This window comes from Rhodococcus sp. 008, assembly GCF_001682295.1.
GTDB classification, from domain to species: domain Bacteria; phylum Actinomycetota; class Actinomycetes; order Mycobacteriales; family Mycobacteriaceae; genus Rhodococcus_F; species Rhodococcus_F qingshengii.
Map to the genome: position 1 here is coordinate 5,507,099 of NZ_CP012749.1, position 25,695 is coordinate 5,532,793.

Below are 25,695 nucleotides of genomic sequence, written 5' to 3' on the forward strand. Positions count from 1 at the left end.
TCAGCTGTTTCTTTGTCCGGGAACAGCATCCGTGCCGCGATGCGTGCCGTCGCGGACCGTTCCGACGTACTCCTCGAGGAGATCCTCGAGCGCGACGATACCGATCACCACTCCGTCAGCGTCCGTGACAGCGCCGAGGTGCGAGCTGGCCCGACGAAGGCCGGCCAACGCTTCGGCCAGCGGTGTGCTGAGCGGAACGATGGGCAGCGGCCGGATATCCGACGTCGGAACGACGGTGTCCGGTCCAGCGGCCTCGTCGAGCACCTCGTCGAGCACGTCCTTGAGGTGCACGTACCCAGCCAGCGATCCGTCGCTCGCTCGCACCGGGTAACGCGAGTATCCGGTCTCGATGACCGCACGCTCGATCTCACCCAGTGTTGTTCCCGACGGTGTGAGGGGAATGGTCCGCACCTTGTCGAGAGTGATCAGGACCTCGGAGACGGTCCGATCGGTCGATTCGAGTGCCTGCTTCAACCGCCGGTGTTCTTCGGCGTCGATCAGACCTTCGGATCGCGATTCACCGATCATCGCGGACAACTCCACCGCCGAGACCGTGACGTCGAGTTCGTCCTTGGGTTCGACGCGCAGGAGCTTGAGCACTCCGTTCGCGCACAGGTTGTAGAACGCGATGATCGGGCGAGCGATCTTGATGAACGCCAGATGCACGGGAACGAGCAGCATGGCCGTCTTCTCGGGGCCGGCCAACGCGATGTTCTTGGGCACCATCTCGCCGAGCAGGATGTGCAGCACGACGACGAGCGACAGCGCGATGGCAAACGAGATCGGGTGCAGCAATCCGTCGGGCAGGCCGACGGCTTCCATCGGCACCTCGAGGAGGTGCGCAATGGCGGGCTCGGCGACCTTACCGAGGAGGATCGAGCAGATCGTGATGCCCAGCTGAGCCGCCGCAAGCATGAGCGAGAGGTTCTCACCGGCCTTGATGACTGTGAGCGCCCGCTTCTTGCCTTGCGCGACCAGTGCTTCGAGGCGGTCACGTCGTGCGGAGATCAGTGCGAACTCCGCACCGACGAAGAATGCATTGCCGGCGAGCAGCACGACGGTGAGGAGTACACCGAAGAGGTTATTCATCGTCGGACTCCTTCTTGCTGTCGTCTGCGGATTCGGGTTCGACGTAAGCGGGGACCGGCGTGATGGTCACCCGGTCGATACGGCGGCCGTCCATGCCGGTCACTCGTGCAATCCACTTTCCGCGCGAATCACCGGACGAGTCGACGTCGGGCAATTCCACCTCGTCACCCTCGTCGGGGATGCGGCCCAGTTCGGTGAGCACCAAGCCGCCGAGCGTGTCGTAGTCGCCTTCGGGAGCGGTGTACCCGGTAGCCGAAGTGACCTCGTCGATGCGCAGGAGACCGGAGCACGACCATCCGTCGCCGACGCGCTGTACGTCGAGTTCGGGTTCGTCGTGTTCGTCGCGCACATCGCCGACGATTTCCTCGATGAGGTCTTCCATCGTGACGATGCCGGCAGTTCCGCCGTACTCGTCGACGACGAGCGCAACCTGCATGCCGTCGGAGCGGATCCGCTCCATGACGGTGTCTCCGTCCAGGCTCGACGGCACGACGGGAACACGTTGAGCCAGACTGTCGACGCGCGTCGTGCGCCGACGTTCGGCCGGAACGGTGAACGCGTGCTTGATGTGTACGACGCCGACCGTGTCGTCGAGATCGCCGCGAACGACCGGGAAGCGCGAATAGCCGGTCCGCGACGCCGTCACGATCAGGTCTGCGACAGTGTCCGAGAGTTCCAGCGATTCGATCTTCACTCGCGGAGTCATCAGCTCTTCTGCCGTGCGGTCACCGAACTGCAGTGAACGGTCGACGAGCATCGCCGTGCCCTTGTCGATGGACCCGCGCTGCGCGGACGTCCGCACGAGGGACCCGAGTTCCTGCGGTGATCGCGCGGAGCGCAATTCCTCCGCGGGTTCGATGCCCAGGCGTCGCACGATCCAGTTGGCGGTTCCGTTGAGGCCGTTGATGGCCCACCGGAAGATCAGCGAGAACCCTGCTTGCAGGCCCGCAGTCGCGCGGGCGGTGGGCATCGGCTTGGAGATTGCGAGGTTCTTCGGTACGAGCTCACCGAAGATCATGGAGAACGAGGTCGCGATCACGAGAGCCAGGATCAAAGACGTTGTCGAGGCAGCGGATTCACTGAGCCCGACGGCCTTCGTGACCGGTGTGATGAACCGTGCCAGGACCGGCTCGGCCAGGTAACCGGTGATCAGGGTTGTGATCGTGATGCCCAGCTGAGCGCCGGAGAGCTGGAACGAAAGAGTCTTGTGCGCGTGTTGAACCTGCCGCGAGCGTCGGTCGCCGCCACGAGCAGCTTCGTCGACGGTGCTGCGTTCGAGCGCGGTCAGTGAGAATTCGGCCGCCACGAAGAGGGCGGTGCCTGCAGTCAGCGCGATGAAGCCGACCAGGCTGAGAATGGTGAAAACGATGTCCATGTGTCATCGCCACCTGAGATGTGCACGGGGGCCGCCGGGTTTGTCTCCCGGCTCGCTAGAGGAGCCCTCCGAACCGGCGGAATCAGAAGATTCCTCGGATAAAACGACGGGTGTAGCGCCGGGTAAGTGTGTGGGTGCCTCGGGCACCGGGTTCCTTTCGTCAGAGCCGAGTAGTTCTCGGCTGTAGCGGGCTCGGTCGGGTCGCCGAAGGGCACCCGACCGAGTTTTGTTTTCTGTTTACGGATCCAATGATACCGGCGGGTGCCCGGGAGTAGGGACCCGAGCACCCGCCGACAGTCACAGAACGTGGTTCACCAACCAGACGGAAGCGGCCGTCCTTCGGCAAATCCGGCGGCGGACTGCACGCCCAGAACGGCCTTCTCGTGCAGCTCTTCGAGAGAGCGCGCACCCGCGTACGTGCAGGTACTGCGCACGCCGGAACAGATCTGATCGATCAGGTCCTCGACTCCGGGGCGCTCGGGATCGAGACGCATCCGCGAACTGGAGATGCCTTCCTCGAACAATCCCTTACGGGCGCGATCGAAAGCCGTTTCGGTGGCTGTGCGAGCGGCAACAGCGCGCTTGGAGGCCATACCGAAGCTCTCCTTGTACGCGTTGCCCGCCTGATCGACTTTGAGATCGCCGGGGGACTCGTATGTGCCGGCGAACCACGAGCCGATCATGACGTTCGACGCGCCCGCCGCGAGGGCGAGTGCAACGTCGCGGGGGTGTCGAACGCCGCCGTCGGCCCAGACGTGCTTGCCGAGCTCACGTGCCGCTGCAGCACATTCCGCGACGGCCGAGAACTGCGGGCGTCCGACGCCGGTCATCATGCGAGTCGTGCACATGGCTCCGGGTCCGACGCCGACCTTGACGATGTCCGCGCCTGCGGCGATCAGATCACGGGTTCCCTGTGCGGAGACCACGTTGCCTGCGACCAACGGGACGCCGAGATCGAGCGCCTTGAGGGTGGTGAGTGCATCGATCATTCTCTGCTGGTGACCGTGAGCCGTGTCCACGACGATCACGTCGGCACCGGCGTCGACGAGTGCCTTGGCCTTGGCGCCCACGTCACCGTTCACACCGACCGCCGCAGCGACCCGGAGTGCGCCGCGCGCGTCGACTGCGGGGTCGTAGATGCCGGCACGGATCGCGCCGGTGCGGGTGAGGACGCCGGCAAGAGTCCCGTCTTCGTTGACGATGACCGCCAGCGGATCGTGCTTGGTTTCGAGCAGTTCGAAGACCTCACGCGGTGTGGCGGTGACCGGGGCCGTGACGAAGTCGGTGATCGCGACGGTACGTAGGCGAGTGAACCGATCGACATCCGCGCAGGCAGCCTCCGTGACGACACCGAGAGGCTTACCGTCCTCGACCACCACGACCGCGCCGTGAGCACGCTTGGGAAGCAGCGCCAGCGCATCGGAGACGGCGTCGTCCGGACTAAGCGTGACCGGCGTATCGGCGACGAGGTGGCGGCTCTTGACGAACGCCACGGTCTCGGCGACAGCTTCGGTGGGGACGTCCTGCGGAATGATGACCAGTCCGCCGCGGCGGGCGACAGTCTCCGCCATGCGGCGGCCGGCGACTGCGGTCATATTGGCGACCACGACGGGAATGGTCGTTCCGGATCCGTCGGAAGAATTGAGATCGACGTCGAACCGAGAGGTGACCTCGGTCCGGTTAGGGACGAGGAAGACGTCGTCGTAGGTCAGGTCGTATGGGGGGCGTTGCCCTTCGAGGAACTGCACGTTTCACGAGCCTACCGTCGATTCCGCCGTAGCGCCCTCGGTATCGCGCGCTTGTGAGCGGGAAAGGGCGATCGTGGTCATGATCATGACGGCGACGGCGCACCCGATGAGAGCAATTCCGGGACCGTCGACGCGGAGGCGTTCGTCGAGCACTGTCATCCCCAGGAAGATGGCCGCGATCGGCTCGCCGATCGTCAGGGCGGGTAGCGACGCCGACAGCGGCCCGACCTGGAACGCGCGCTGTTGCAGGTAGACCCCGATTGCGCCCGAGGCGATCAGCGCCCACGTCTGCCATGCCGAAATCACCCCGACGACGCCGTGGCCGAGTAGGTCGGTGACGTACTTGGTGAATGCGACGGCGACGCCGTAGAAGATGCCTGCCGCAGAGCCGAGAAGCAGTGCGCGCCAGCCGCCGTCGAGTTTGGACAAGCCGCCGACAGTTGCGGCCACGGCCACTGCGACCGTAATCGTCAGGGGCACAGCCCAATCCGACCATGGAGCATTGCTGTCTCCCTCGGTGGGATCGCCGACGACGAGGAAGATCGCCAAGGAAATCGCGAGCATGATCGCCAGTGACCACGCGGAACGGGTGATGCGGATTCCCGAGAATTTGGCCGAGAGAGGCAGCGCGAACAGCAACGAGGTCACGATCAGCGGCTGCACCACCAACACCGAACCCAACGACAGTGCAACGGCCTGCATGACGTACCCGCCGCCGTCACCGATCAGCCCGGCCCACCACCGAGGACTGCGAATCAACGACGCCACCAACGCCTCGCCCTCGGGAACCGCGGACGCCGCCCGTTGCTGAGCGACCGAAGCGCACGCGAAGAGCAGTGCAGCGAGAAGTGCGCAGAGAACCGAGATCAGTGGAAGATCACCCATTCCCTCAGTGTGCGCGCTTGCCCCCCCGATTTCCGGCAGACGGCTTTCCTGCGCCGGGTGCGCCGCGACGCGGGGTCAAGCCCTTGGACGCCAGACGCTCCGAACGGGTCGGGACCGGAGTGCCGTCCGCACGGATCTTCTTCACACTCTTCGGATCGGTGACGCGCCGCGAGGAGGCGGCGCGCTTGTCGCCGTCCTTCTTCATCCGGCCTCCGGCAGCGGTCCGGCCTGCAGTGTCGTGTTCCTGACGGCCACGCTTGGCGGTGTGCTTGACGGCAACCGTCGTATCGGGAGCCTCGACCGGAATTCCCGTCGGCTCCATCGCACCGGTGATGCGCGTGAGTTCAAGATCGTCAGGACGAACCCGCACACCGTGAACCTTGATGCCTGCCTGCTTGGTCAACTTCTCGACCGAATCACGTTCTTCGTCGGTGACGATGGTGACGACGACGCCCGATTCGCCGGCGCGTGCCGTCCGACCGGCCCGGTGCAGGTAGTCCTTCGCCTCGGCCGGGGGATCGACGTGAACGACGAGCGTCACGTCGTCGACATGGATTCCGCGCGCGGCGACATCGGTGGCGACCAGGACCGGTGTTGTCCCGTCGGAGAACGACGCGAGGGTCTTGGTCCGATTGTTCTGCGTCTTGCCGCCGTGCAGAGCCCCGGCCGAGACGCCGATCAAATGCAGTTGCTGCGCAAGACGATCCACACCGTGCTTGGTCTTGACGAACATGATGGTCCGCCCCGCACGCGAAGCGATATGTGCGACAACGGATCTCTTGTCGTCGCGGTCGACGAAGAGCAGATGATGTTCCATGGTCGAGACGGTCGCAACCGGGGGAGCAGTCGAGTGCGACGCCGGATTGCGCAGGTAACCCGCGACCAGATCGTCGACCTTGCCGTCGAGTGTCGCTGAGAAGAGAAGACGCTGACCGTCTTTCGGAGTCGTGTCGAGAATCTTCGCAACCTCGTCGATGAAGCCCATGTCCGCCATGTGGTCGGCTTCGTCGATGGTCGTGATCACGACGTCGTCGAGAATCACCGACTTCTGCTCGAGTAGGTCGAGCAAGCGCCCGGGGGTCGCGATCAGCAGATCGACGCCGCGGGCAAGGATGTCGGCCTGACGCTTGATCGGAACGCCCCCGACCGCATTTGCCACACGCAAACCGATCTCGGTAGCGGCGTCGTCGAGTGCCTTGTGGATCTGGATCGCCAGCTCACGGGTGGGAGCGAGCACCAAACCGCGCGGACGATTCCGCTTGCTCGCCCCACCCTTGAGGCGCACCAGCATCGGAAGCCCGAAGGCCAGAGTCTTTCCGGAACCCGTCGCACCGCGCCCGAGTACATCCCGACCGGCAAGAACATCGGGGATGGTTGCCGACTGAATGGGGAAGGGGGCATCGATGCCGCTTCGGCGCAACGCGTGCACCATCACGGCGGGGATTCCGAGGTCGACGAACGAACGCCCTTCGGTCGAGGTGGGCGAGTCGATCGTCGATTCCTGCATTTGTCCAGGCTACCGGGTATCGGTAGACGTAGATGACCGCATCTACCGATACCCGCTGTGAATCAGGCCTCGATTTCGCTGCGGTCACCGCTCCACAGTGTGTGGAACTTGCCCGGCTTGTCGATGCGCTCGTAGGTGTGCGCGCCGAAGAAGTCGCGCTGACCCTGAGTCAGGGCGGCCGGCAGACGCTCCGCGCGGAGACCGTCGTAGTACGACAGCGAGGACGCGAACGCAGGTACCGGAATGCCGAGCATCGTCGCGGTGGCGACCACGCGGCGCCAGCTGTCGATGCCTGCCTCGATGGCCTCGCGGAAGTACGGCGCCAGAATCAAGCTCGGCAGGCTCGGATCGGCGTCGAACGCGTCCTTGATGCGGTTGAGGAACTGCGCACGGATGATGCAGCCACCGCGCCAGATCGTCGCCAGGTCGGCAGGCTTGAGGTTCCAGTCGTACTCGGCGCTGCCGGCAGCGATCTGATCGAAGCCCTGCGCGTACGCCACGATCTTCGACGCGTACAGCGCGGCCTGGATGTCGGCGGCGAACTGCTCGGCGTCAGCAGGCTTGTCGCCGAGAGAGCCGGCAGCCAGACCCTGCGCCTGAGCTGCGGCGCGCTGATTGCGGCTACCGGACAGTGCGCGAGCGAATACGGCCTCGGCGATACCGGTGACCGGCACGCCCAGATCCAGAGCGGACTTGACCGTCCAGCGGCCCGTGCCCTTCTGCTCGGCAGCGTCGACGATGACGTCGACCAAAGGCTTGCCCGTCTCGGCGTCGACCTGGCGGAGCACCTCGGCGGTGATCTCGATCAGGTAGGACTCGAGGGTGCCCTTGTTCCACTCGGTGAAGACGTCGGCAACCTGACCGGCGTCGTAGCCCAGAGCGTCGCGGAAGAGGTTGTACGCCTCGCCGATGAGCTGCATGTCGGCGTACTCGATGCCGTTGTGCACCATCTTGACGAAGTGACCGCTGCCGTCGGGGCCGATGTGCGTGCAGCACGGGGTGCCGTCGACGTGAGCGGAGATGGACTCGAGAAGCGGGCCGAGAGCCTCGTAGGACTCCTTCGGGCCGCCCGGCATGATCGACGGACCGTTGAGTGCGCCTTCTTCGCCACCGGAGATACCGGCGCCGACGAAGTGCAGTCCGCGGGCGCGGATCGCCGCTTCACGACGGATCGTGTCGGTGTAGAGCGAGTTGCCACCGTCGATGATGATGTCGCCGGGCTCCATGGCGTTTGCGAGCTCTTCGATGACAGCATCGGTCGGGGCGCCGGCCTTGACCATGATCAGGACGCGTCGCGGCTTCTGAAGTGCGGCAACAAACTCCTCGACGGTCTCGGTGCGCACGAAATCGCCCTCGGAACCATGCTCGGCGATCAGGGCATCGGTCTTCGCGATGCTGCGGTTGTGCAGGGCAACGGTGTGACCGTGGCGGGCGAAATTGCGGGCAATATTCGAACCCATGACGGCCAGGCCGGTGACGCCGATCTGAGCTCGGGGTGATTCGGTGCTAGTGGTTGACATGCTTACAGCTTTCCCTCTCGGTCCGCGGCTGTGAAATCCTGCGCTGTGCGCAGCCGAAAACGGTGCGGCCGCGACGCGCGTGAACATCAGACCGTGCATACAAAACACGGATGCAGATCACTTTAATTGCAGTGACCTGCATCCGTCTCGATACAGCTTCCGGCACAGCCGGAAGGTTCTCAGTGTTCAGTTGTCGAGCCGCAGCTCAGCGCAGGTATTACCGCTGATCGCGCTTCGGGCCGTCGAATCCGTCATAGCTACGACGGTCGGTGCGGCTGCGGAAGCCGCCACCGCTGGTCGAGGCTGCACGGTTGTCGCCGCCTTCGCGGTTTCCCTGGTATCCACCGGAGGAGCGGTTGCCCTGGTAGCCGGTCGAGGGGCGGCTGTCGCGATCGCCGTACGAGCGGTTGTTGTCGCGGTTGCCCTGGTATCCACCACCGGACGAACGGTTGCCCTGGTATCCGCCGCGGCTCTCGCCGTCACGGCTTCCCTGGTATCCGCCCGACGAGCGGTTGCCCTGGTAACCCGTCGACGGGCGGCTGTCGCGGTCTCCGTAGGACGGACGGCTGTCACGGTTGCCCTGGTAACCACCGCTGGAGCGATCACCCTGGTATCCACCACCGGACGAACGGTTGCCCTGGTATCCGCCGCGGCTCTCGCCGTCGCGGTTGCCCTGGTAGCCACCCGAAGAGCGGTTTCCTTGGTATCCGGTCGAGGGGCGGCTGTCGCGGTTGCCCTGGTAACCACCACTGGAGCGATCACCCTGGTATCCGCCGCGGCTCTCGCCGTCGCGGTTGCCCTGGTAGCCACCCGAAGAGCGGTTGCCCTGGTATCCACCGGACGAGCGGTTGCCCTGGTATCCGCCGCGGCTTCCACCACGATCACCGAAGGAACGCTCGCCACGAGAAGAGCTCTCGCGCAACGGTTCTCCGGTCGGCTTCTTGGCGCCGGTGATGCGAGCAAGTTCAGCAGAACCCGGGGTGACGGCAACGGCTGCGGCATTGACGCCGGCCATACCGGTCAGACGCTTGAACTGACGCTTCTGGTTCGGCAGCACGATGGCGACAACGGTGCCCTTCTCGCCGGCGCGAGCGGTACGACCAGCACGGTGCAGGTAGTCCTTGTGGTCGGCCGGGGGATCGACGTGAACGACGAGGTCGATGCCGTCGACGTGGATGCCGCGTGCTGCGACGTCCGTTGCGACGAGGACCGGGGTGCGGCCGTTCTTGAAACGCTCGAGGACGCGGGTGCGCTGGTTCTGTGCCTTGCCGCCGTGAAGCGACTCGGCAGCGATGCCGACTGCGCGGAGGCGGTCGGTGATTCCCTCGCAACCGAGCTTGGTGCGGGCGAACATGATGGTGCGTCCGTCGCGGGCACCGATCTCGGCGAGAACGGAATCCTTCTGTCCACGATCGACGAGGAGAACGTAGTGCTCCATCGTGTCGACGCTTGCGCGGCCGTCTTCGGTGGAGTGGGTGACGTGGTTGGCCAGGAACTGACGAACCAGCGACTGGACCTCACGGTCGAGGGTTGCCGAGAACAGCAGACGCTGTCCGTCTGCGGGGGTCTCACCGAGGATCGAGCGAACCTCGGGCAGGAAGCCCATGTCTGCCATCTGATCGGCTTCGTCGAGTGCGGTGATTTCCACCGAGTCGAGGATGCAGGTGCCCTGACGCAGGTGGTCGCCGAGACGACCCGGCGTTGCGACGAGGACGTCTACGCCGCGTCGGAGCTGATCGACCTGCTTGGCGAACGGCGTTCCACCGACAGCGGGACGAACCGTGAGTCCGAGTGCGCCGGCGTAGGAGTTGAGGGAGTCGACCACCTGGAAAGCAAGCTCACGGGTGGGGACGAGCACGAGTGCGCGGGGACGCTTGGCGGCCGGGCGATCTTCGTGGCGTGAGAGGCGGGTCAGCATCGGCAGGCCGAAGGCGAGGGTCTTGCCCGATCCGGTCTGTGCGCGGCCGAGAACGTTGGTTCCGGCGAGCGCGTCCGGGATGGACTGCGCCTGGATGGGGGACGGGACGGTGATGGAGTTGCGCGCCAATGCGGCAACAAGCTGCTCGGGCAGGCCGATCTCGGCGAAGGTGATACCCGGCTCGGTGGCGACTGCTTCTTCGGCAGCGGGGGTGTTGACGGTGGGGTCTTCGATGTTCTCGGAAGACGACATTTGGACAGCGTTGGTCACGCGGAAACCTCTCCGGACTACGGGCACGTCGCGGAGCGGAAGAAGCCATGCTGAAATACACGACACAGTTCGCAAAGGGACGAGCCAGGGCACATGTCACCTGGCAATCCGAACGCATACTGCGGGGAATTGGGCTGTGTGCCGTTATATGTTGACGGACCACGATGGTGGCCGTGATCCACTCTACGCCACCGGGGACACCGAAGTCAGGTAGCCCCGCCTGTGACCTGCACTACTACACGGGGTTACGCAGGTCAAGACTCAGTATGCGTTGAAAAGCAGTCGAAGTTCGGTGAGCCAGGGCACAGCCACCGCAACCGTGGGAACAACGAGAATCGCGACCGCCCCGAGATACGCAAAAACTGCGATGCGGGGATCTGCGTCGTCGGCCGAGAGGCGTTGCACTCGGATGAGCGTCGACGGCCCGCCCGCTGCCATTGCCCCGCGGGGTGCCGTCGATCCGGCACACGCGACAAGCGCCCGCGCGAGGGGAGTGGGACCGGTAGCCCGCACGGCTGAATCGTCGGCGAGCAACTCCACCAGTAGCTGCACCGATCCCAGGGCCGACTTGCTACGAACGAAACGGGGGAACGCGTGGTTGACGGCAGTGAAAGCCTCGAGGACCAGATCGTGACGAGCTCGCAGGTGGGAACGCTCGTGCGTCAGGATGGCTTTGACCTCGGCATGATCGAGGTTCTGCAAAGTGCCTTGACTGAGAACCACGCGTTGACGCAGACCTGGCAGGCAGTATGCGATCGGTTCGTCGACGTCCAGTACCCGCAGATCGGGTGTGCGTTCCACCGACGCGGGCATGGCGCAGTCGTCGAGAAGGTCCACCAACACGCGGTGACGTGCACGGCGACGTCGGGTTCTCACAGCGACCTGGATGATCGAGAAGATCAGCTTCGCGCCGATCAGAAGCGTCAGGGCAAAAACAACCACGTACAGAATCCACAGCGGGAGCCCGAGTGCATCGATTTCGGCGGTCGGGGCCGTCGTCGGCCTACCGTCAGTGCCGGGAACGAGCAGCTGGCTGGCAATGGCCAGGCCCGAGCTGAATGCCGACAGCACCGCAGCAATTGCGACGGCTTGCCACAGAACCAACGCCGCGCGTGGAGCGCGGTAAGGCCACGTGGAGCGGCTCAGGAGTGCGGGAACCGGACCGGCCAGCAACAAGGCAAGCAGTCCGAAAACCAGTGCAGTAGTGGCGTTCATGTCCTACACATCATGCACGACGAAATCAGTTCGGCCTAGAAATTCCGGGCTGCGCAGCCTTTTTCGCGGACTCGCGCACCTCGAGGGCAGCGAGCGCCTCGCGGAGAGCATCGGCTTCGTCAGCATTGACCTGTCCCACGAAGTGGACGAGCGCCGCAGCGCGACCGCCGGACTCCGGAGCCTGGGCCAGCGCGTCGACCATCAGACTCGCGACCAGTTCTTCGCGCTTATTGACGGGAAGATAGCGATGTGCGCGATCGTCACGCTGCTGAATCACCAGATGCTTCTTCGCCAGGCGCTGCAGAACGGTCATCACCGTCGTGTACGCCAATTCGCGATGCGTCGCGAGTGCTTCATGCACCTGTCGCACAGTTTGCGGTTCCGATGTGGACCACAAATGATCCATCACCGCGCGTTCGAGTTCACCTAGACCTGCCATTCTTCGATTCTACGGACTTCCACGACGAAATACGTACTACTGGTAGTAGTAACCACCTCGGTGGGGGTGTGGTATTGGCCATAGTGATCTGCGTGACGGTTACGGTGGTGTGAGACGACGAAAGTCCCGACAATGACGATGCCCGATAATTGCAAGCCAACAGTCGATCCGCAGAAAGTAGCCGCACGTAGATGACGATCGACAGTTCGCCGGGCACCGAAGAATCGACATCACGGGCGCGGGTAGTCACGCAGAAAGCTGCCGGCATCATCCGTTTCGGCATTCGCGACGCACCGTTGACGGTCGTTCTACTTCTCACCATGTGGATCGTGGGTGCCGCAACCGGCAGCCTCGTTCACGGACCGTCCCGCGATCTCGAGCACACGATCGGTGCCGGAATGGGCTCGATCCAGCACGGCCGCATCTGGACTCCGCTCACGTCCGTGCTGTGGGCAGGAAACCTGCTCGGGTACCTCGGCGCGACCGTGCTCCTGATCGCAGTCGCCGCACCCCTCGAACGCCGAATGGGAACGATCAAGCTTGCGATCGCCGGCGCAAGCACTCAAATCTTGGGAGTCCTGCTCGGGCTCGGCTGGGCGTCGTTTGCGAAGGTGTTCGATTCCAGTTGGGGATTCCGCCTCCACGTGGGCTCCGCGGTCGGAGCCAGTGCATGGATCGTCGGCGCTGCGATGGCCGCCAGCTCGAACATGGGCACCCTGTGGCGCCGTCGCATTCGCGTCGGAACTTTGGCGTTGACGATCACTTTGGCCTTGTTCAGTGGTCAGCTGCAAGACGTCATCCGATTCTTTGCCGCTGTGGTGGGTTTGGTGATCGGACAGTGGATCGTCGGACGATCGGCGCGCGGTGAGCGCATCGCCGGGACACAGCGAGAGGGTCGCGTCCTGGTCGCCATCGTCGTCGCGGCGAGTGCGATCGGCCCGATGATCGCCGCGCTGTCCCCGCAAGCGGTCGGCCCACTCGCGGTCCTCCGTGACCTCTTCCGCGGAGTTCCCTGGACTGTCGCCGAGGTTCGAGAACTGTGCGAGGAGTCGTCGTCGGATCCGGACTGCCGACGAGGACTCCTCGAGCTCAGACTCTCCGGTATCGGCCCGACTCTGCTCTCGCTGATGCCGTCGATCTTCGTTCTCGTGTTGAGTGACGGGCTCCGTCGTGGCCGCAGATTCGCCTGGATTGCGACAGTGTGTGCTCAGGTCGTCCTACTCGTCCTCTCGATCGGGAACTTCGTCATCAGGTTCGTCGACGCCGTCGACAGTGACAGCTTGTTCTACGGAATCAGCGATCCGAACGTGTACCGAACTCTGGTGCCGTTCCTGACACCGCTCTTCGTACTGATCCTGCTGATCGCGACACGTCGATACTTCGACGTCGCGGCCCCGGCCAAGACATACCGACGTCTCGGTGCTGCGATCGTGACCTTGCTCGCGGTCCTCGCCGTGATCTACGTCGGCGGCGGAATGCTCGCCAGGCACGGGTTCGATCGCGAGCCCACCGTAACGATGTTGCTCGCGGACTTCCCTCAGCGCCTTGTACCGCCCGTGTACCTGCAGTTGATCGATCCGCGTCTGCTTCCCGTGGACATCGAGTCGACGTTGCTCTTCGAGTGGACCGGCGTCGTGTTCTGGGGCGTCGCCGCCGTGTTGGTGTTCGTGAGTTTCCTCAAGCCGGTCAAGACCGCCGATCCCAAAGCCGCCGAACGAGCACGATCCATGTTGATCGCCGGTACCGGCAGCCCGTTGTCCTGGATGACGACGTGGAAGGGAAACACATACTGGTTCAGCGCGGACGGTTCGAGTTACGTCGCGTATCGCGTCATCGCCGGTGTTGCTCTCACAACCGGTGATCCGGTCGGTCCTCCAGATCGCATGCGCACGGCGATCGAGGAGTTTGCCGAGTTCGCTTCGTCGAACGGTTGGATTCCCTGCTTCTATTCAGTGACCGACGACGCCCGAAGCATCACTGATTCCATGGGCTGGAGCGGCCTGCAGGTCGCCGAGGAAACCGTGCTCGACCTCGGACAGGTCGCGTTCACAGGAAAGCGGTTCCAGGATGTGCGAACAGCACTGAACCGGGCGAAGAAGTCCGGGATCACGGCCGAGTGGATTTCCTTCCCTCATGCACCTCTCGCGATCAAGGATCAGATAGTTGCGATCTCGGAGGAATGGGTGGCGGACAAGGGGATGCCCGAGATGGGATTCACCCTCGGCGGACTCGACGAGATCGACGACGAACAAGTGCGGTGCCTGATCGCCGTCGACGAGGATCGCACCGTGCACGGTGTCACGTCGTGGCTACCGGTGTACCGCGACGGCAAAGTCGTCGGGTGGACACTCGACTTCATGAGGCGACGCTCCGAAGGATTCCGTCCCGCGATGGAGTTCCTCATCGCCTCCGCTGCACTGAAATTGGAGGAGGAGGGCGTCGAGTTCCTCAGTCTGTCCGGTGCACCGTTGGCAACAATCGCCGGTGACTCCGAGAGGAATGCGAACGAACCGGAGGCCACGACTTTCTCGGCGATGATGGACAGCGTGCTCGACCTACTCGGTCGCACCCTGGAACCGGTGTACGGATTTCGTTCGCTGTTGGCCTTCAAATCGAAGTTCCAGCCTCGGTACGTGCCGATGCACATGACCTTCGCCGATCCAGCCGCGTTGCCGAGCATCGGGAACGCGGTCGGACGGGCGTACCTGCCAACCGTGACGATCGGTCAGGGATTCAAACTTGTTCGGACGATTCTGGGTCGCTGATTCGCGATCGTCACGCAGGCTTTGCCGGCCCGCCGACGGCGCCGAACACGTGCCGGGTTCCGATCGGAACGATCAGCGGCCGATCCGAGACGGGATCGTCGATGACCGCAGCTTCGAGACCGAACACCTCGAGCAGAAGTTCCGCGGAAATGATGTCCTTGGGGACACCAGAAGCGACGACGGCGCCGTCGCGCATCACGATCAGATGATCGCTGTATCTGACCGCGAGATTGAGGTCGTGCAGCACCATCACCACGGTGCGCCCCATTTCCTCGTGGAGTTGATCCACCAGGTCGAGGACTTCCATCGAGTGCGCGAGGTCCAGATAGGTAGTCGGTTCGTCGAGAAGCAGAATGTCGGTTCCCTGGGCGAGAGCCATCGAGATCCAGGCCCGCTGGCGCTGACCGCCGGACAATTGATCGACGGGTCGATCGGCGAGATCCGAGACACCGGTCAGCTCCAGCGCTTCGGCGACCTCGCCCTCGTCGTCCGCAGACCACTGCCTGATCCACGACTGGTGCGGGTGGCGCCCACGTGAGACCAGATCGGCGACCGTGAGTCCTTCGGGCGCAACCGGAGTCTGGGGGAGCATTCCGAGCACCCGTGCGACTTCCTTGGTCTTCATCGAACTGATCGCCTTGCCGTCCAGGACAACCGATCCGCCCTTGGGCTTGAGCAGACGACCGAGCGCACGCAGGAGCGTCGACTTGCCGCAACCGTTGGGGCCGATGACCGTCGTGATCACGCCGGTAGGGATCTCGAGATCGAGTCCGTCGACGATGATGCGGTCCCCGTACCCGAGCGTCAGGTTCTTGGCGACGAGACGCGAAGGAGTATCGGTGGACTGAGCGATGGTGGTCATGCTGTGACCTTCCGATTGTTACGAACCAACAGGTAGAGCAGGAACGGACCACCCAGTGCGGAAGTCACGATTCCGACGGGGAGTTCCACAGGCAGAATTGTTCGAGCGATGACGTCGCTGCCGACCACCAGTACAGCACCGGTCAGCGCGGACGCCACGATGGGCGGGCCGGCAGAGCGCACCAGACGCATGGCGACCTGTGGCGCAGCCAGGGCGACAAAGCCGACCGGGCCTGCTGCGGCGGTTGCGATGGCGGCCAGCGCCACGGCGGAGAGCAACAGTTTGGCCTGCGATGATTGCAAGCGAACACCGAGCGAGGTGGCGTTGTCGTCGCCCAACCGCAGCGCTCCCATGGTGAACGATGCGATCACCGCGTAGCCGCCGACTACCGCGACAGCGATGGCTACCGGCCACATCTGATTCCAGGTGGCACCGTTGAGCGAACCGTTGAGCCACACCTGTGCGCGGGAAGCATCGTTGATGTCCGCCGAGATGAGAAGCCATCCCGTCGCTGCCACGAGCATGGCGTTGATGCCGATGCCGATCAGGATGAGGCGGAATCCCTCGACGCCTTTTCGCCATGCCAGGGCGTAGATCACCACTGCTGTCAGTAGGCCGCCGCAGAGTGCAGCCAACGGAATCCCCAGTGTGGCAAGCAGTCCCACGAACGACCCGCCACCACCGAGCACGATGAGAGCAACCGCGGCAGCACTCGATCCGGCCGTGATTCCGAGGATGTCGGGGCTGGCGAGGGCGTTGCGAGCGATCGTCTGGGTGACCGCACCGGCAATTCCGAGTGCCATGCCGATGAAGAGTGCGGTGAGCGATCGAGGAAGTCGGAGATCGAAGACGATCAGGTTCTGTGTCTTGCTTCCATTACCGAGCAGGACGGAAATGACATCGGGGATCGAGATCGGATAGTCGCCGCGTCCGATGTTGATGCAGAGCAGAAGGAAGAGTGCGACCGCGAGCGCAATGCACACCGACACCGCGAGTGGACGGTAGACCAGCGAGAATCCACCGATACGAATCGACTTACGTGAGGGGACGGTCCGGGGGAGTACCCGGAGTTCTTGCTTGAGCGTCACAGACTTGCCAACTTCCTGCGGCGTACGAGAGCGATGAAGAACGGGGCGCCGAAGAGGGCCAGGATGATTCCGACCTGCAACTCGCCGGGGCGCACGACTACGCGACCGATGATGTCCGCGGTGATCAACATGACCGCACCGAGCAAGCCCGCGTACGGGACCAGCCAGCGATAGTCGGGTCCGGTGATGGCCCGGGCCACGTGGGGGACCACCAATCCGATGAACGCGATAGGTCCACACGCTGCGGTCGCGGCGCCGGTCAGCAGGGTGATCGCGATGATGCCGAGGGTGCGACTGAACGCGATGTTCGTTCCCAACGCTTTTGCGACGTCTTCACCAAGGCTGAGGACATTGAGACCAGGCGTACTCGCCAGGGCGATGACCAACCCGAGTATCAGGAAGGGGAGGACCTGCCAGAGAACGTCGAACCCGCGACCGGACACCGACCCGACTACCCAGAAACGGTAGGCGTCCAGGCTCGTCTGGTCGAGGATTATCACGGCGTTGGTCATGGCTTGCAGGAAGAACGCGACGGCCGCGCCCGCCAGAGCCAGACTCAGAGGACTTGCGCCGCCGTTTCCGATGGAGGACAAGCCGAAGACGACGATGCTGGCGACGAACGATCCTGCAAACGCGAACCAGAGGTACTGACTCGGTGCGGTGAAGCCGAAGAGATAGATCGCCATGACTACGAAGAAAGCCGCGCCGGCGTTGAGGCCGAGTAGTCCGGCATCTGCCAACGGGTTACGCGTGTGTCCCTGAATCAGGGCGCCGGCGATACCGAGTGCGATGCCGACGACAAGACCCAGGATGGTCCGCGGAGCGCGCAACGTTCGCACGATGATGTCCGTCTGGGTGCCGTCCGAACTGAAGATGGCGTGGAAGATCTCGGCAAACGTCAGCGGACGTGCGCCCACCGCGATGCTCGCGAGCATGACGAGCGCGAGAAGAACCGTGAGCACCGCGAGACCGATCAGCCGGCGTCGACGAGTTGCCCCGACGCTGTTGTCGCGCGCGAGTTCCTCGAACCCTTCTTCGCGCGCCGTGCTTTCACGGACCACCTCGATACCGGTTCGATCGAACGGCCTGCGCAGAGCCCGGCGAACACCGATGGGCTGCTTTGTCTTCGCGTCACGCGTGACCAGACCTACCCATCCCTTTCCCGAGGTCCGGCCTGTGGCACCTTCGCGGAATCCCAGGTTCCACACGAGGAGACCAACGGCAATGGCTATTGCCGTCCCACCGAATACTGCGCGGTCGGCTTCGCCGCCACCGTTCTCGTCTCGGAGCGACTGAACGACGTACCAGCCGACGAGCAACGGAAGCAGGAACACCCCCGCGTCGAAAATCCCAGCTAGAACACGCATTCGGACAGGAGCCGGGCCGCGCGGCACTATGCGCCGTCCGTACGTCTCGCTGGGTCCTCGGGGATGTCCGTTCCCGAGCGGTTTGATCATCGTCACTGGCGGTTCGAGCTCCTGGTCTTTGTGCGCAGGGAATTCGCATCTTAGGTTACGGAACCCTATGTGGGTGTGCTCCCTGCGGGGCAAGTTCCTGTGAATATGCGGTGCCCAGCGTCACAGTTCTTTACTCTTGAATTATGGTGAGGCTAACCTACATTAAGAACCACAAGACAACTTCGGCCGATTGGAGTGCACGGTGACAATCACCTTGACCACCCAGCATGCGGATGTTCGTGAATTCGAACTCCGGTCGAACGCATTGAGCCGCACCAGCGTTCGCCTACGAGCACTCAACCCTGACTACCCGCGCGTCTACGCGGTTGCCGCCATGTCAGGTGAAGGCAAACGGCGTTGGTGGCAGTTGAGTGAAGGCTTGTGCGGGGATCGGGTGCATCAGATGTTCGCCCGCTCGCTCCAGGATCTCGACAGTGCCGAAGCTGCGGCGATACAGGTCGCAACATCACTGATTCACGCTGTGGTCGGCAGGGTTGCCGCATCGATCGTCTCCGAAGGTGCCGCTTGGGATCCAGGCCTCGAGAACCTGTTCATCCACATGGACAGCGACGGCGGTATCGACTGGGCCGGGGTGATCGACGAAACTCTGCGCGTTGCGCCGAACGGACGGGAGTCCGGCAGTGACGGCGTCGTCGACATGCCGTGCGAAGAAGCGCTTCTCGTCTGGACTGCGCACCGTTGCCTGACCTCGCTACGGGCGATCTACGACGCCGTCTCCAGGTGTGCGCCCGTCGACCAGTTCAGATTCTGGGGCTTGGTAGGGGAGTCGATCCTGGGCGCAGCGGCATATGTCCCCATCTTGGCCGGCGGGGGCGAATCAGCCGCTCAGCGCCGCGGGCAGGGGCTGCTGGACGCTTTTGTCGCCGCCGGACTGCCCGTGCGTGCACGCCGCAAGGTCTCGCTACGTCCTCGTTGGAACCAGTTCGACGAAGGGCTTGCTAAATTAGGTCAGCCTTGCCTATGATTGTGGAACACCGCGCGGAGAGCTACACCCCGCGAGAGTGACGAAACTGCCGGACCGCGCCGGAGTCCTGAGGGCTGCAGAGACTCCCGGTCCTTCCCACGGCGGGTTTCACATCGAATGATGTGAAACCCGCCGGTTCTTTTTCCAGACCTGATTCCAAGCTCGAGTTACCTCTCGTGTAATCAGGTAGGGAGTGGCAGCCACACCGGCGCCAGAGAATCACAGATGGAGATGGCATGGTCGACACTGCTGAGACCGCAGAGATGATGAAACGGCTCGGAACGGGCTTCGACGCCACCATCGGCCTGGAATACACCGAACTGACCCCAGATCGCGTGCGGGCGCAATGGACCGTCAAGCCCACGCTGCACCAGCCCGCCGGGATACAGCACGGGGGTGTGTACTGCTCGGTGGTGGAGTCTCTCGCCAGCGTCGGTGGCACCGTGTGGCTGGGTGAGCGAGGACACGTGGTCGGAGTCAACAACAACACCGACTTCCTGCGCGCAACGCGGGAGGGCACTCTCACCGCTGAAGCCACCCCGATTCATCGCGGACGCACCCAGCAACTCTGGGAAGTTCGCATCACCGACGAGAACGACCGACTCGTTTCCAAGGGACAGGTTCGCCTCGCGAACATCACCGAGGTGGCGAAGATCGGAAACTGACAACACGGCAGTCGATCGAATGACGGAGGGCAGCTGTGGAGTTGAACTCCACAGCCGCCCTCCGCCGGTCACTCAGGTGTTGATCAGCCGGCGGCCTTCTGCTGCTTGCCGGCAGCCTTCTTGGCTTCGCCATTCGAAGCGCTGCCGGACTCCGTCGCTTCCTTGTTTTTCTTCTCCAATTCGCCCATCGCGTTTCGCGCGAAGACCTGCTGCTCGGTGGACGCCATCTGAGCACGGCCACGCCCGAAGAACGTCACCGCCCATGACAACAGCGTCGAGGCACGGGAACGGAATCCGACGAGGTAGAGGAGGTGAATTGCCAGCCAGGCAACCCACCCGATGAAGCCGCTGATCTCGAGCTTGCCCACCTTGGCTACCGCGCTGAAGCGCGAGATCGTTGCCATACTGCCCTTGTCGAAGTACTTGAACGGAACTCGTTCCGACGGGGACTTGCCGTCCAGTGACGCTTTGATCTGCTTGGCCGCGTACTTGCCACCCTGCATGGCAACCTGAGCCAATCCGGGCAGCTTGTCGAGCGACATCATGTCGCCGATGACAAAGACGTTGGGGTGCCCGGGCAGAGACAAGTCGGGATTGACCATGACGCGGCCAGCGCGGTCGGTTTCTCCGCCGCTCTGTTCTGCGAGCTGCTTGCCGAGGGGGCTGGCCTGCACGCCGGCGGACCACACCTTGCACTGCGACTCGATACGGCGAAGCGTGCCGTCCTTCTCCTTGATGATCAGACCGTCGTTGTCCACGTCGGTGACCATCGCGTCGAGCTGGATCTCGACGCCGAGCTTCTCGAGCGTCTCGGCAGCCTTGCGGCTGAGCTTCCCGCCGTACACGGGCAACACGGCAGGGGCGCCGTCGAGGAGCACGACGCGCGCTTCACGAGGATCGATCTTGCGGAACGCGCCGTCCAGCGTTCGACGGGAAAGCTCGGCGATCTGCCCGGCCAACTCCACGCCGGTGGGGCCGGCGCCGACAACGACGAAGGTGAGCAAGCGCGCACGCTCGGCGGGATCGTCCGACAGTTCGGCCTGTTCGAAGGCCCCGAGGATTCGTCCGCGCAGTTCGAGGGCGTCGTCGATCGTTTTCATTCCGGGGGCGAACTCCGCGAACTGGTCGTTGCCGAAGTACGACTGACCGGCACCGGCTGCCACGATCAGACTGTCGAACGGCGTAACAGTGACGCGTTCGAGCAGGCGCGAGGTCACGGTCTGATTCTCGAGATCAATGGTCTCGACCTCACCGAGCAGTACCTGTGCGTTCTTCTGCTTGCGCAGCACCAGTCTCGTGGCGGGAGCGATGTCACCGACCGAGAGGATGCCGGTCGCAACCTGATAGAGGAGCGGCTGAAACAGATGGTGGGTTGTACGCGCGATCATCGTGATGTCGGCATCGGCTTTTTTGAGAGCCTGAGTGCCGAACAATCCTCCGAAGCCGGAACCGATCACCACTACGCGGTGGCGGTGCGGTTCAACCGACTGGATGCTCATTCCGTACTCCTCGAGTTCTAGGCGACAGTCCTACGGTAGTCCCACCGCGGCCGAGCTTCTCTGCGAGCAGTCCGACGCGCGCCGGTGTGTCCGAATCGATCAAGCGGCCTCGAGGGTGATCACTCCCGAGGTGATCGGCTTGGCCGGACCCCGGGGTGATCACCACTTTGTCGAGGTGTCGGCTACTGGCGGACGGACAAGATGAACAGTGCGATGCATCCGCCGACGAAAACCAGGATCGACAGGGCCACCGAGGCATACCCGACACCCACTCCAATTGCTGCCCAGTCCATGTGCCCAACCTCTCTTACGGTGTAATCCGGGATTCAGATCACATCTGCCTAGAGACATCACACCTCATCTGTCCCAACTTTCGAAACCCGGCACGCCCAAGCGTTGACATGCAAGTAAATGCTTGCATATTGTGAAGTTGTGAACGACCGGATGAATGCAGCCTTCAAAGCACTGGCCGATCCCACACGAAGGCTTCTCCTGGACCGCTTGTTCGTAGCCAACGGTCAGTCGCTCGGCGAGTTGTGCGACAGCCTCGACATGAGTCGGCAAGCTGTCACTCAACACCTCACCATGCTCGAGGACGCCAATCTGATCAGCACGGTCCGACAGGGGAGGGCGAAGCTTCACTATCTCAATCCCGTTGCGCTCGAGGAGATTCGAGAGCGGTGGATCAACAAGTTCGAGGTACCGCGCCTTCGTGCGCTCAGTACCGTCAAAAAAATCGCGGAGGAAGCCATGACCGACAAGCCCAGTTTTGTGTACGTCACCTACATTGCGAGCACGGCGGACAACGTCTGGAAAGCGCTCACCGACGCACAGGCCACCGCAGAGTATTGGGGACACAGCAACGTCTCCGACTGGCAGCCGGGATCGACCTGGGAGCACCGCCGGATCGACGGTTCGAACATTGCCGATGTAGTCGGCACCGTGGTCGAGAGCAACCCTCCGTCGAGGTTGGTCACCACCTGGGCTGATCCGAACGGCGAACCGGGCGTCGACATCTCTCGGGTGAGTTTCGACATCGAAGCCTTCGGCGCGATCGTGCGACTGACCGTCAAGCACACCGATTTGGCGGACGAATCGGCTCGCATGGAGGTGGCCGGTGGATGGTCGGCGGTGTTGTCGAACCTGAAGTCCTACCTCGAAACCGGAAGCACTCTTCCGGTGGCGCCGTGGGAGATGCCGGTCGATTGACGGTTGTCGACCGGGACAAACGAGTCCCCTGAACAGGAGGAGATCGCCGTACGTTTGTCCGAACAGTCGGCCCAGTCCGGACTCAAATTCGCATAACCGTCAAATATCGGCGCATTCAGTCTGTAAAGTTGCCAGAAGGATGCTAGCGTTTTGCCCGACATCGAGTGAGGACGACCTCGTCTCGGACGCATGGGAGAAACGCTATGGGCGGCGACGCTTTTCAGAATGTTCCAGTTGATCGACGCAAGTTCGTCAAGACAGTTCTAGCGGCCTCGGCGGTAACTGTGCCAGTCGTGACGTCGATCAGCCTCGGTGGTGCGGCGCCGGCCTTCGCAGCCGGTGACACACCGAATCTTTCCGGAGCGCCAAGTCGTGGCCAGCAGAATCCGAATCAACCAGGCGGCGAGCAACCAGGCGGGAATCAACCCGGTGGTAATACTCCGGGAGGGAATCAGCCGGGCGGAAACGAGCCGGGCAATCCCGGATCATCGGGAAGTTCGGGATCGTCAGGAAGTTCGGGTAGTTCCGGGAGTTCGGGACCGTCCGGAAGTTCCACAGGTTCCGGATCAACCGGTAGCTCGTCAGGTTCGGGTGGAACGACGACCGCCAAACCCACCGGGCCGACAGCGCCGACGGAGCCGACCGTCCCGACTGTGCCAACCGTACCGACGGTGCCGACCACTCGCACCGAGCCGACCTTCCCGACCCCTCCGACCCAGCCGACAAATCCCACGGAACCTACGTAGCCGACACGACGCGACTGGTTCCGAGGGGGAACACCGACGATGACAGAGTTCGACGTCGCGCTACACCGCGCTCTGAAGAAGTTTCAGAGCGCGGGGTCAGTTCAGGTGAAGGAGACTCCGCCACACGGAGAACCGGCCGATCTGACTGTCGCGATCGCGACCTACGACGATTTCGACGGCGCGTACTTCACGATCCACTCGATCTTGGTCCATCATCGCGAGGTTCTGGACAGAGTCGAATTCGTCTTGTTGGACAACAACCCCGAGGGGTTGCCGGCGCCGATGCTCGAATCGTTTGCCGGTTACATCGATCGGTTCCGCTACATCCCGTTCACCGACGTTCGATCGACTGCGGTGCGGGACGTCCTGTTCCGCAAGGCCACCGGAAAGTATGTCCTTGTCCTCGACTCTCACGTGATCTTGGCACCGGGATCGTTGTCGGCGTTGCTGGCGTATTTCGATGCGGACCCGGAAACCGACGATCTGATCCAGGGACCGATGCTCTCCCAGGATTCCTCGCACATCGCGGCCACCCACATGGACCCCAAGTGGCGCAACGGGATGTTCGGCTCGTGGGGAGTTGATCCGCGAGCGAAGCAACACCCTGACGTGCCTTTCGAGATCGTCATGCAGGGCCTCGGCTCATTTGCCTGCAGGCGTGAGGCATGGCCGGGATTGAACTCGCACTTCACCGGATTCGGCGGTGAAGAGGGATACATCCACGAGAAGTTCCGGATCAACGGCGGAAAGGTCGTCTGCCTTCCGACATTTGGTTGGCACCATCGATTCGAGCGCCCGGCCGGTGTCCCGTATCGAATAGACTGGGAAGATCGCGTTCACAATTACCTGCTCGGTTGGAGTGAGGTCGGATGGGATCTCGACTCACTCCATCGTCAGTTCTCCAGGTACCTCGGTGATTCGTATCCCGAGATTCGTCGCCGTGCCGAGCTGAGCGTCCAGCGACCCGAGTTGGTCTTCGGTGGGGTGGTCGTTCTCAGCGACGACGGCCGAGTCGCTCCGTGGCGTTCATGCCTGGCGGAGGCCGAGTCGATCGAACTGACCGTTCACCGTGCCATTCCGGCGGAGGACGACGGTCCGGATGGGTGGAGGACGGCCTCTGCGTTCGTCGCCGGACTCGACAAGGCAATTCTGCTGGGCTGGAAGTCGGTGGTTTTTCTGGACGAGGCGCGCGTGATCGAACCCGCGGTTATGTACAAGCTACGGAACATCGTCGACGACCTCCCCGCCGAAGCCGATACGGCTGTCATCCACGCACACGGCGAAGATCTGGTCGGAGCTGCACTGATTGTTCGCGCGGCGACATACGGAACTTTGCGAGACGAACTCTCACGAAGGATCAACGGACCCGTGCCGTCCGACTTCTCACTGGCGGCTTATCTGCTCGAGCGAGGCGCAGTCGACGTTGTGCTCGATCGCCCACTGTCGCCTGTCCGAGTAGGGGGAGAACCCAACCCCGTTGTCGAGGATTCTCAGTCGGACCTCGGTGTTGCCGTCGTGAATCTCGATCTTGACATCGACAGATGGAAAGCGTCCTGGCATAGATTCATTCGCTTACCGCGCGTAACAGCGGTGGAAAGAGTGTCGGCTTTCGAGGACGCGATGAATCAGGACGCGGCCTTCACCGTCTCGTGGCGTCGTGCGCTCGCTCGGGCGACTGAGAAGGGCTGGGATTCGGTCCTCATCGCTGCTGACGACGTCAGTTTGCTGGATGCCGCCGCATCGATCCTTGGCCATGCCCGCGAAGAGTTGGATCACGGCGATTGGGATGTCGTCCACCTCGGACACGACCCGAAATCGAGGGACGGAGCTCTGCTCGACGGTTCGGCACTCTTGCGCACCAGTCCTGAGAACCGTGGAGTCCACGCCGTTCTCGTACATTCGCGCGCCTTCGAGCGAATTCTCGATGAGATTGCGGATCCGGAGTCAGATCCCGAAGCATTCGGACAATGGGCGGGTCACTACCGAACTCTGGGCGACTACCTGGTGGATGCGAGTGCCGGGGGAGCGCTCACGTGCCTGACGCTGTCGCCCGGCATCGCCTCCACACGCAGCCTGATTCGTTCGGGCGCAATCGAATCCGAATACTCACGACGCTTCGCACTGTGAGACCACCACCAAAACGAAATCGGATTCGCTGAATCAAGGAGATATCTTGACCGAACTACTCGAAGGTGTGAGACCGCAACGCTCTCAGACGGTGGAGAGCAACGATCTCACCGACGGTGTTGTGCTGTACGACAGCTCCAGCGAGGTTGCCCATCACCTCAACCCGGTCGCGACGTTGGTGTGGGAACTGTGTGACGGCCGGACCGTCAGCGAAATTGTCCAGGCCGTGGCAGAAGTGCTCGAGATCCCTGACGACGAGGCGAAGTCGGTAGTCAACGAGACGTACGGACAGCTGAGCACCTCTCGTCTGCTGGTGTGAGAATTCC

The 25,695-nt window shown here is 63.2% G+C and carries 20 protein-coding genes; 6 read left to right on the plus strand and 14 right to left on the minus strand.

The window, feature by feature from the left end; translation table 11 throughout:
* From AOT96_RS25635 to AOT96_RS25675, 9 genes are all read right to left on the minus strand, one after another.
* A complete protein-coding gene (locus AOT96_RS25635) occupies positions 1–1,089 on the minus strand; it encodes a hemolysin family protein (RefSeq protein WP_003944826.1) in 1,089 nt (362 codons plus the stop codon).
* Entirely contained in the window at positions 1,082–2,464 is a 1,383-nt protein-coding gene (locus AOT96_RS25640; RefSeq protein WP_003944847.1) for a hemolysin family protein, read from the minus strand. Before AOT96_RS25640 ends, AOT96_RS25635 begins: the two co-directional genes overlap by 8 nt.
* A gap of 311 nt (positions 2,465–2,775) precedes the next feature.
* On the minus strand, positions 2,776–4,212 hold the full coding sequence (locus AOT96_RS25645; RefSeq protein ID WP_007730903.1) for a GuaB1 family IMP dehydrogenase-related protein: 1,437 nt from the start codon (positions 4,210–4,212) through the stop codon (positions 2,776–2,778).
* Positions 4,213–4,215: 3 nt separating this feature from the next.
* On the minus strand, positions 4,216–5,097 hold the full coding sequence (locus AOT96_RS25650; protein ID WP_003944968.1) for a DMT family transporter: 882 nt from the start codon (positions 5,095–5,097) through the stop codon (positions 4,216–4,218).
* Between the two features lie 4 nt (positions 5,098–5,101).
* Positions 5,102–6,604, minus strand: a complete 1,503-nt coding sequence (locus AOT96_RS25655; protein ID WP_065352473.1) for a DEAD/DEAH box helicase — start codon at positions 6,602–6,604, stop codon at positions 5,102–5,104.
* A gap of 62 nt (positions 6,605–6,666) precedes the next feature.
* Entirely contained in the window at positions 6,667–8,124 is a 1,458-nt protein-coding gene (gene gndA, locus AOT96_RS25660) for an NADP-dependent phosphogluconate dehydrogenase (RefSeq protein WP_007730904.1), read from the minus strand.
* Between the two features lie 217 nt (positions 8,125–8,341).
* Positions 8,342–10,312 carry a DEAD/DEAH box helicase gene (locus AOT96_RS25665; protein WP_007730907.1) on the minus strand — a complete coding sequence of 657 codons (1,971 nt, stop codon included), beginning with the start codon at positions 10,310–10,312 and terminating at the stop codon, positions 8,342–8,344.
* Between the two features lie 261 nt (positions 10,313–10,573).
* Complete coding sequence (locus tag AOT96_RS25670; RefSeq protein ID WP_007730909.1) at positions 10,574–11,527, minus strand: M56 family metallopeptidase; 954 nt, start codon at positions 11,525–11,527, stop codon at positions 10,574–10,576.
* 25 nt (positions 11,528–11,552) lie between these two features.
* Positions 11,553–11,966 (minus strand): BlaI/MecI/CopY family transcriptional regulator, encoded by a 414-nt coding sequence (locus AOT96_RS25675; RefSeq protein ID WP_003944876.1) that lies wholly within the window; start codon positions 11,964–11,966, stop codon positions 11,553–11,555.
* 191 nt (positions 11,967–12,157) lie between these two features.
* On the opposite strand from AOT96_RS25675, the gene AOT96_RS25680 reads away from it, so the two are divergent.
* Positions 12,158–14,731, plus strand: a complete 2,574-nt coding sequence (locus tag AOT96_RS25680) for a bifunctional lysylphosphatidylglycerol flippase/synthetase MprF (RefSeq protein ID WP_065352474.1) — start codon at positions 12,158–12,160, stop codon at positions 14,729–14,731.
* Between the two features lie 10 nt (positions 14,732–14,741).
* Here AOT96_RS25680 and AOT96_RS25685 read toward each other — a convergent pair whose 3' ends face one another.
* Genes AOT96_RS25685 through AOT96_RS25695 form a run of 3 tightly spaced genes read right to left on the minus strand, consistent with a single transcriptional unit; the run spans position 14,742 to position 18,138 of the window.
* Positions 14,742–15,593 carry an ABC transporter ATP-binding protein gene (locus AOT96_RS25685; protein ID WP_003945031.1) on the minus strand — a complete coding sequence of 284 codons (852 nt, stop codon included), beginning with the start codon at positions 15,591–15,593 and terminating at the stop codon, positions 14,742–14,744.
* Complete coding sequence (locus AOT96_RS25690) at positions 15,590–16,681, minus strand: FecCD family ABC transporter permease (RefSeq protein WP_003944960.1); 1,092 nt, start codon at positions 16,679–16,681, stop codon at positions 15,590–15,592. Before AOT96_RS25690 ends, AOT96_RS25685 begins: the two co-directional genes overlap by 4 nt.
* The gene (locus AOT96_RS25695; RefSeq protein WP_073512408.1) at positions 16,678–18,138 is read right to left on the minus strand and encodes a FecCD family ABC transporter permease; all 1,461 of its coding nucleotides are present in this window, start codon (positions 18,136–18,138) and stop codon (positions 16,678–16,680) included. Before AOT96_RS25695 ends, AOT96_RS25690 begins: the two co-directional genes overlap by 4 nt.
* A 202-nt stretch (positions 18,139–18,340) precedes the next feature.
* Between AOT96_RS25695 and AOT96_RS25700 the strand changes: the two genes are divergently transcribed.
* Both AOT96_RS25700 and AOT96_RS25705 read left to right on the plus strand, forming a co-directional pair.
* On the plus strand, positions 18,341–19,123 hold the full coding sequence (locus AOT96_RS25700; RefSeq protein ID WP_003944809.1) for a hypothetical protein: 783 nt from the start codon (positions 18,341–18,343) through the stop codon (positions 19,121–19,123).
* 236 nt (positions 19,124–19,359) lie between these two features.
* On the plus strand, positions 19,360–19,788 hold the full coding sequence (locus AOT96_RS25705; RefSeq protein WP_065352475.1) for a PaaI family thioesterase: 429 nt from the start codon (positions 19,360–19,362) through the stop codon (positions 19,786–19,788).
* Positions 19,789–19,871: 83 nt separating this feature from the next.
* On the opposite strand, the gene AOT96_RS25710 is transcribed toward AOT96_RS25705, so the two are convergent.
* Positions 19,872–21,287 (minus strand): NAD(P)/FAD-dependent oxidoreductase, encoded by a 1,416-nt coding sequence (locus AOT96_RS25710; protein ID WP_003944885.1) that lies wholly within the window; start codon positions 21,285–21,287, stop codon positions 19,872–19,874.
* A 411-nt stretch (positions 21,288–21,698) separates the two neighbouring features.
* Between AOT96_RS25710 and AOT96_RS25715 the strand changes: the two genes are divergently transcribed.
* Positions 21,699–22,496, plus strand: coding sequence for an ArsR/SmtB family transcription factor (locus AOT96_RS25715; RefSeq protein WP_083197665.1), 798 nt, complete (start codon positions 21,699–21,701; stop codon positions 22,494–22,496).
* Positions 22,497–22,947: 451 nt separating this feature from the next.
* On the opposite strand, the gene AOT96_RS25720 is transcribed toward AOT96_RS25715, so the two are convergent.
* Positions 22,948–23,229, minus strand: a complete 282-nt coding sequence (locus AOT96_RS25720) for a hypothetical protein (protein ID WP_042450929.1) — start codon at positions 23,227–23,229, stop codon at positions 22,948–22,950.
* A gap of 52 nt (positions 23,230–23,281) precedes the next feature.
* Between AOT96_RS25720 and AOT96_RS25725 the strand changes: the two genes are divergently transcribed.
* Positions 23,282–25,369 (plus strand): glycosyltransferase, encoded by a 2,088-nt coding sequence (locus AOT96_RS25725; RefSeq protein ID WP_065352476.1) that lies wholly within the window; start codon positions 23,282–23,284, stop codon positions 25,367–25,369.
* A gap of 46 nt (positions 25,370–25,415) precedes the next feature.
* Positions 25,416–25,688: a PqqD family protein gene (locus AOT96_RS25730; protein WP_007732082.1), complete on the plus strand. Its 273-nt coding sequence runs from the start codon at positions 25,416–25,418 to the stop codon at positions 25,686–25,688.
* Positions 25,689–25,695 lie beyond the last annotated feature (7 nt).

Coding starts and splice junctions, on each gene's coding strand:
- AOT96_RS25635 (WP_003944826.1), bottom strand. CDS start 1,089: ATGAATAACCTCTTCGGTGTACTCCTCACCGTCGTGCTGCTCGCCGGC.
- AOT96_RS25640 (WP_003944847.1), bottom strand. CDS start 2,464: ATGGACATCGTTTTCACCATTCTCAGCCTGGTCGGCTTCATCGCGCTG.
- AOT96_RS25650 (WP_003944968.1), bottom strand. CDS start 5,097: ATGGGTGATCTTCCACTGATCTCGGTTCTCTGCGCACTTCTCGCTGCA.
- AOT96_RS25655 (WP_065352473.1), bottom strand. CDS start 6,604: ATGCAGGAATCGACGATCGACTCGCCCACCTCGACCGAAGGGCGTTCG.
- gndA (WP_007730904.1), bottom strand. CDS start 8,124: ATGTCAACCACTAGCACCGAATCACCCCGAGCTCAGATCGGCGTCACC.
- AOT96_RS25670 (WP_007730909.1), bottom strand. CDS start 11,527: ATGAACGCCACTACTGCACTGGTTTTCGGACTGCTTGCCTTGTTGCTG.
- AOT96_RS25675 (WP_003944876.1), bottom strand. CDS start 11,966: ATGGCAGGTCTAGGTGAACTCGAACGCGCGGTGATGGATCATTTGTGG.
- AOT96_RS25680 (WP_065352474.1), top strand. CDS start 12,158: ATGACGATCGACAGTTCGCCGGGCACCGAAGAATCGACATCACGGGCG.
- AOT96_RS25685 (WP_003945031.1), bottom strand. CDS start 15,593: ATGACCACCATCGCTCAGTCCACCGATACTCCTTCGCGTCTCGTCGCC.
- AOT96_RS25695 (WP_073512408.1), bottom strand. CDS start 18,138: ATGATCAAACCGCTCGGGAACGGACATCCCCGAGGACCCAGCGAGACG.
- AOT96_RS25705 (WP_065352475.1), top strand. CDS start 19,360: ATGGTCGACACTGCTGAGACCGCAGAGATGATGAAACGGCTCGGAACG.
- AOT96_RS25710 (WP_003944885.1), bottom strand. CDS start 21,287: ATGAGCATCCAGTCGGTTGAACCGCACCGCCACCGCGTAGTGGTGATC.
- AOT96_RS25715 (WP_083197665.1), top strand. CDS start 21,699: ATGCTTGCATATTGTGAAGTTGTGAACGACCGGATGAATGCAGCCTTC.
- AOT96_RS25725 (WP_065352476.1), top strand. CDS start 23,282: ATGACAGAGTTCGACGTCGCGCTACACCGCGCTCTGAAGAAGTTTCAG.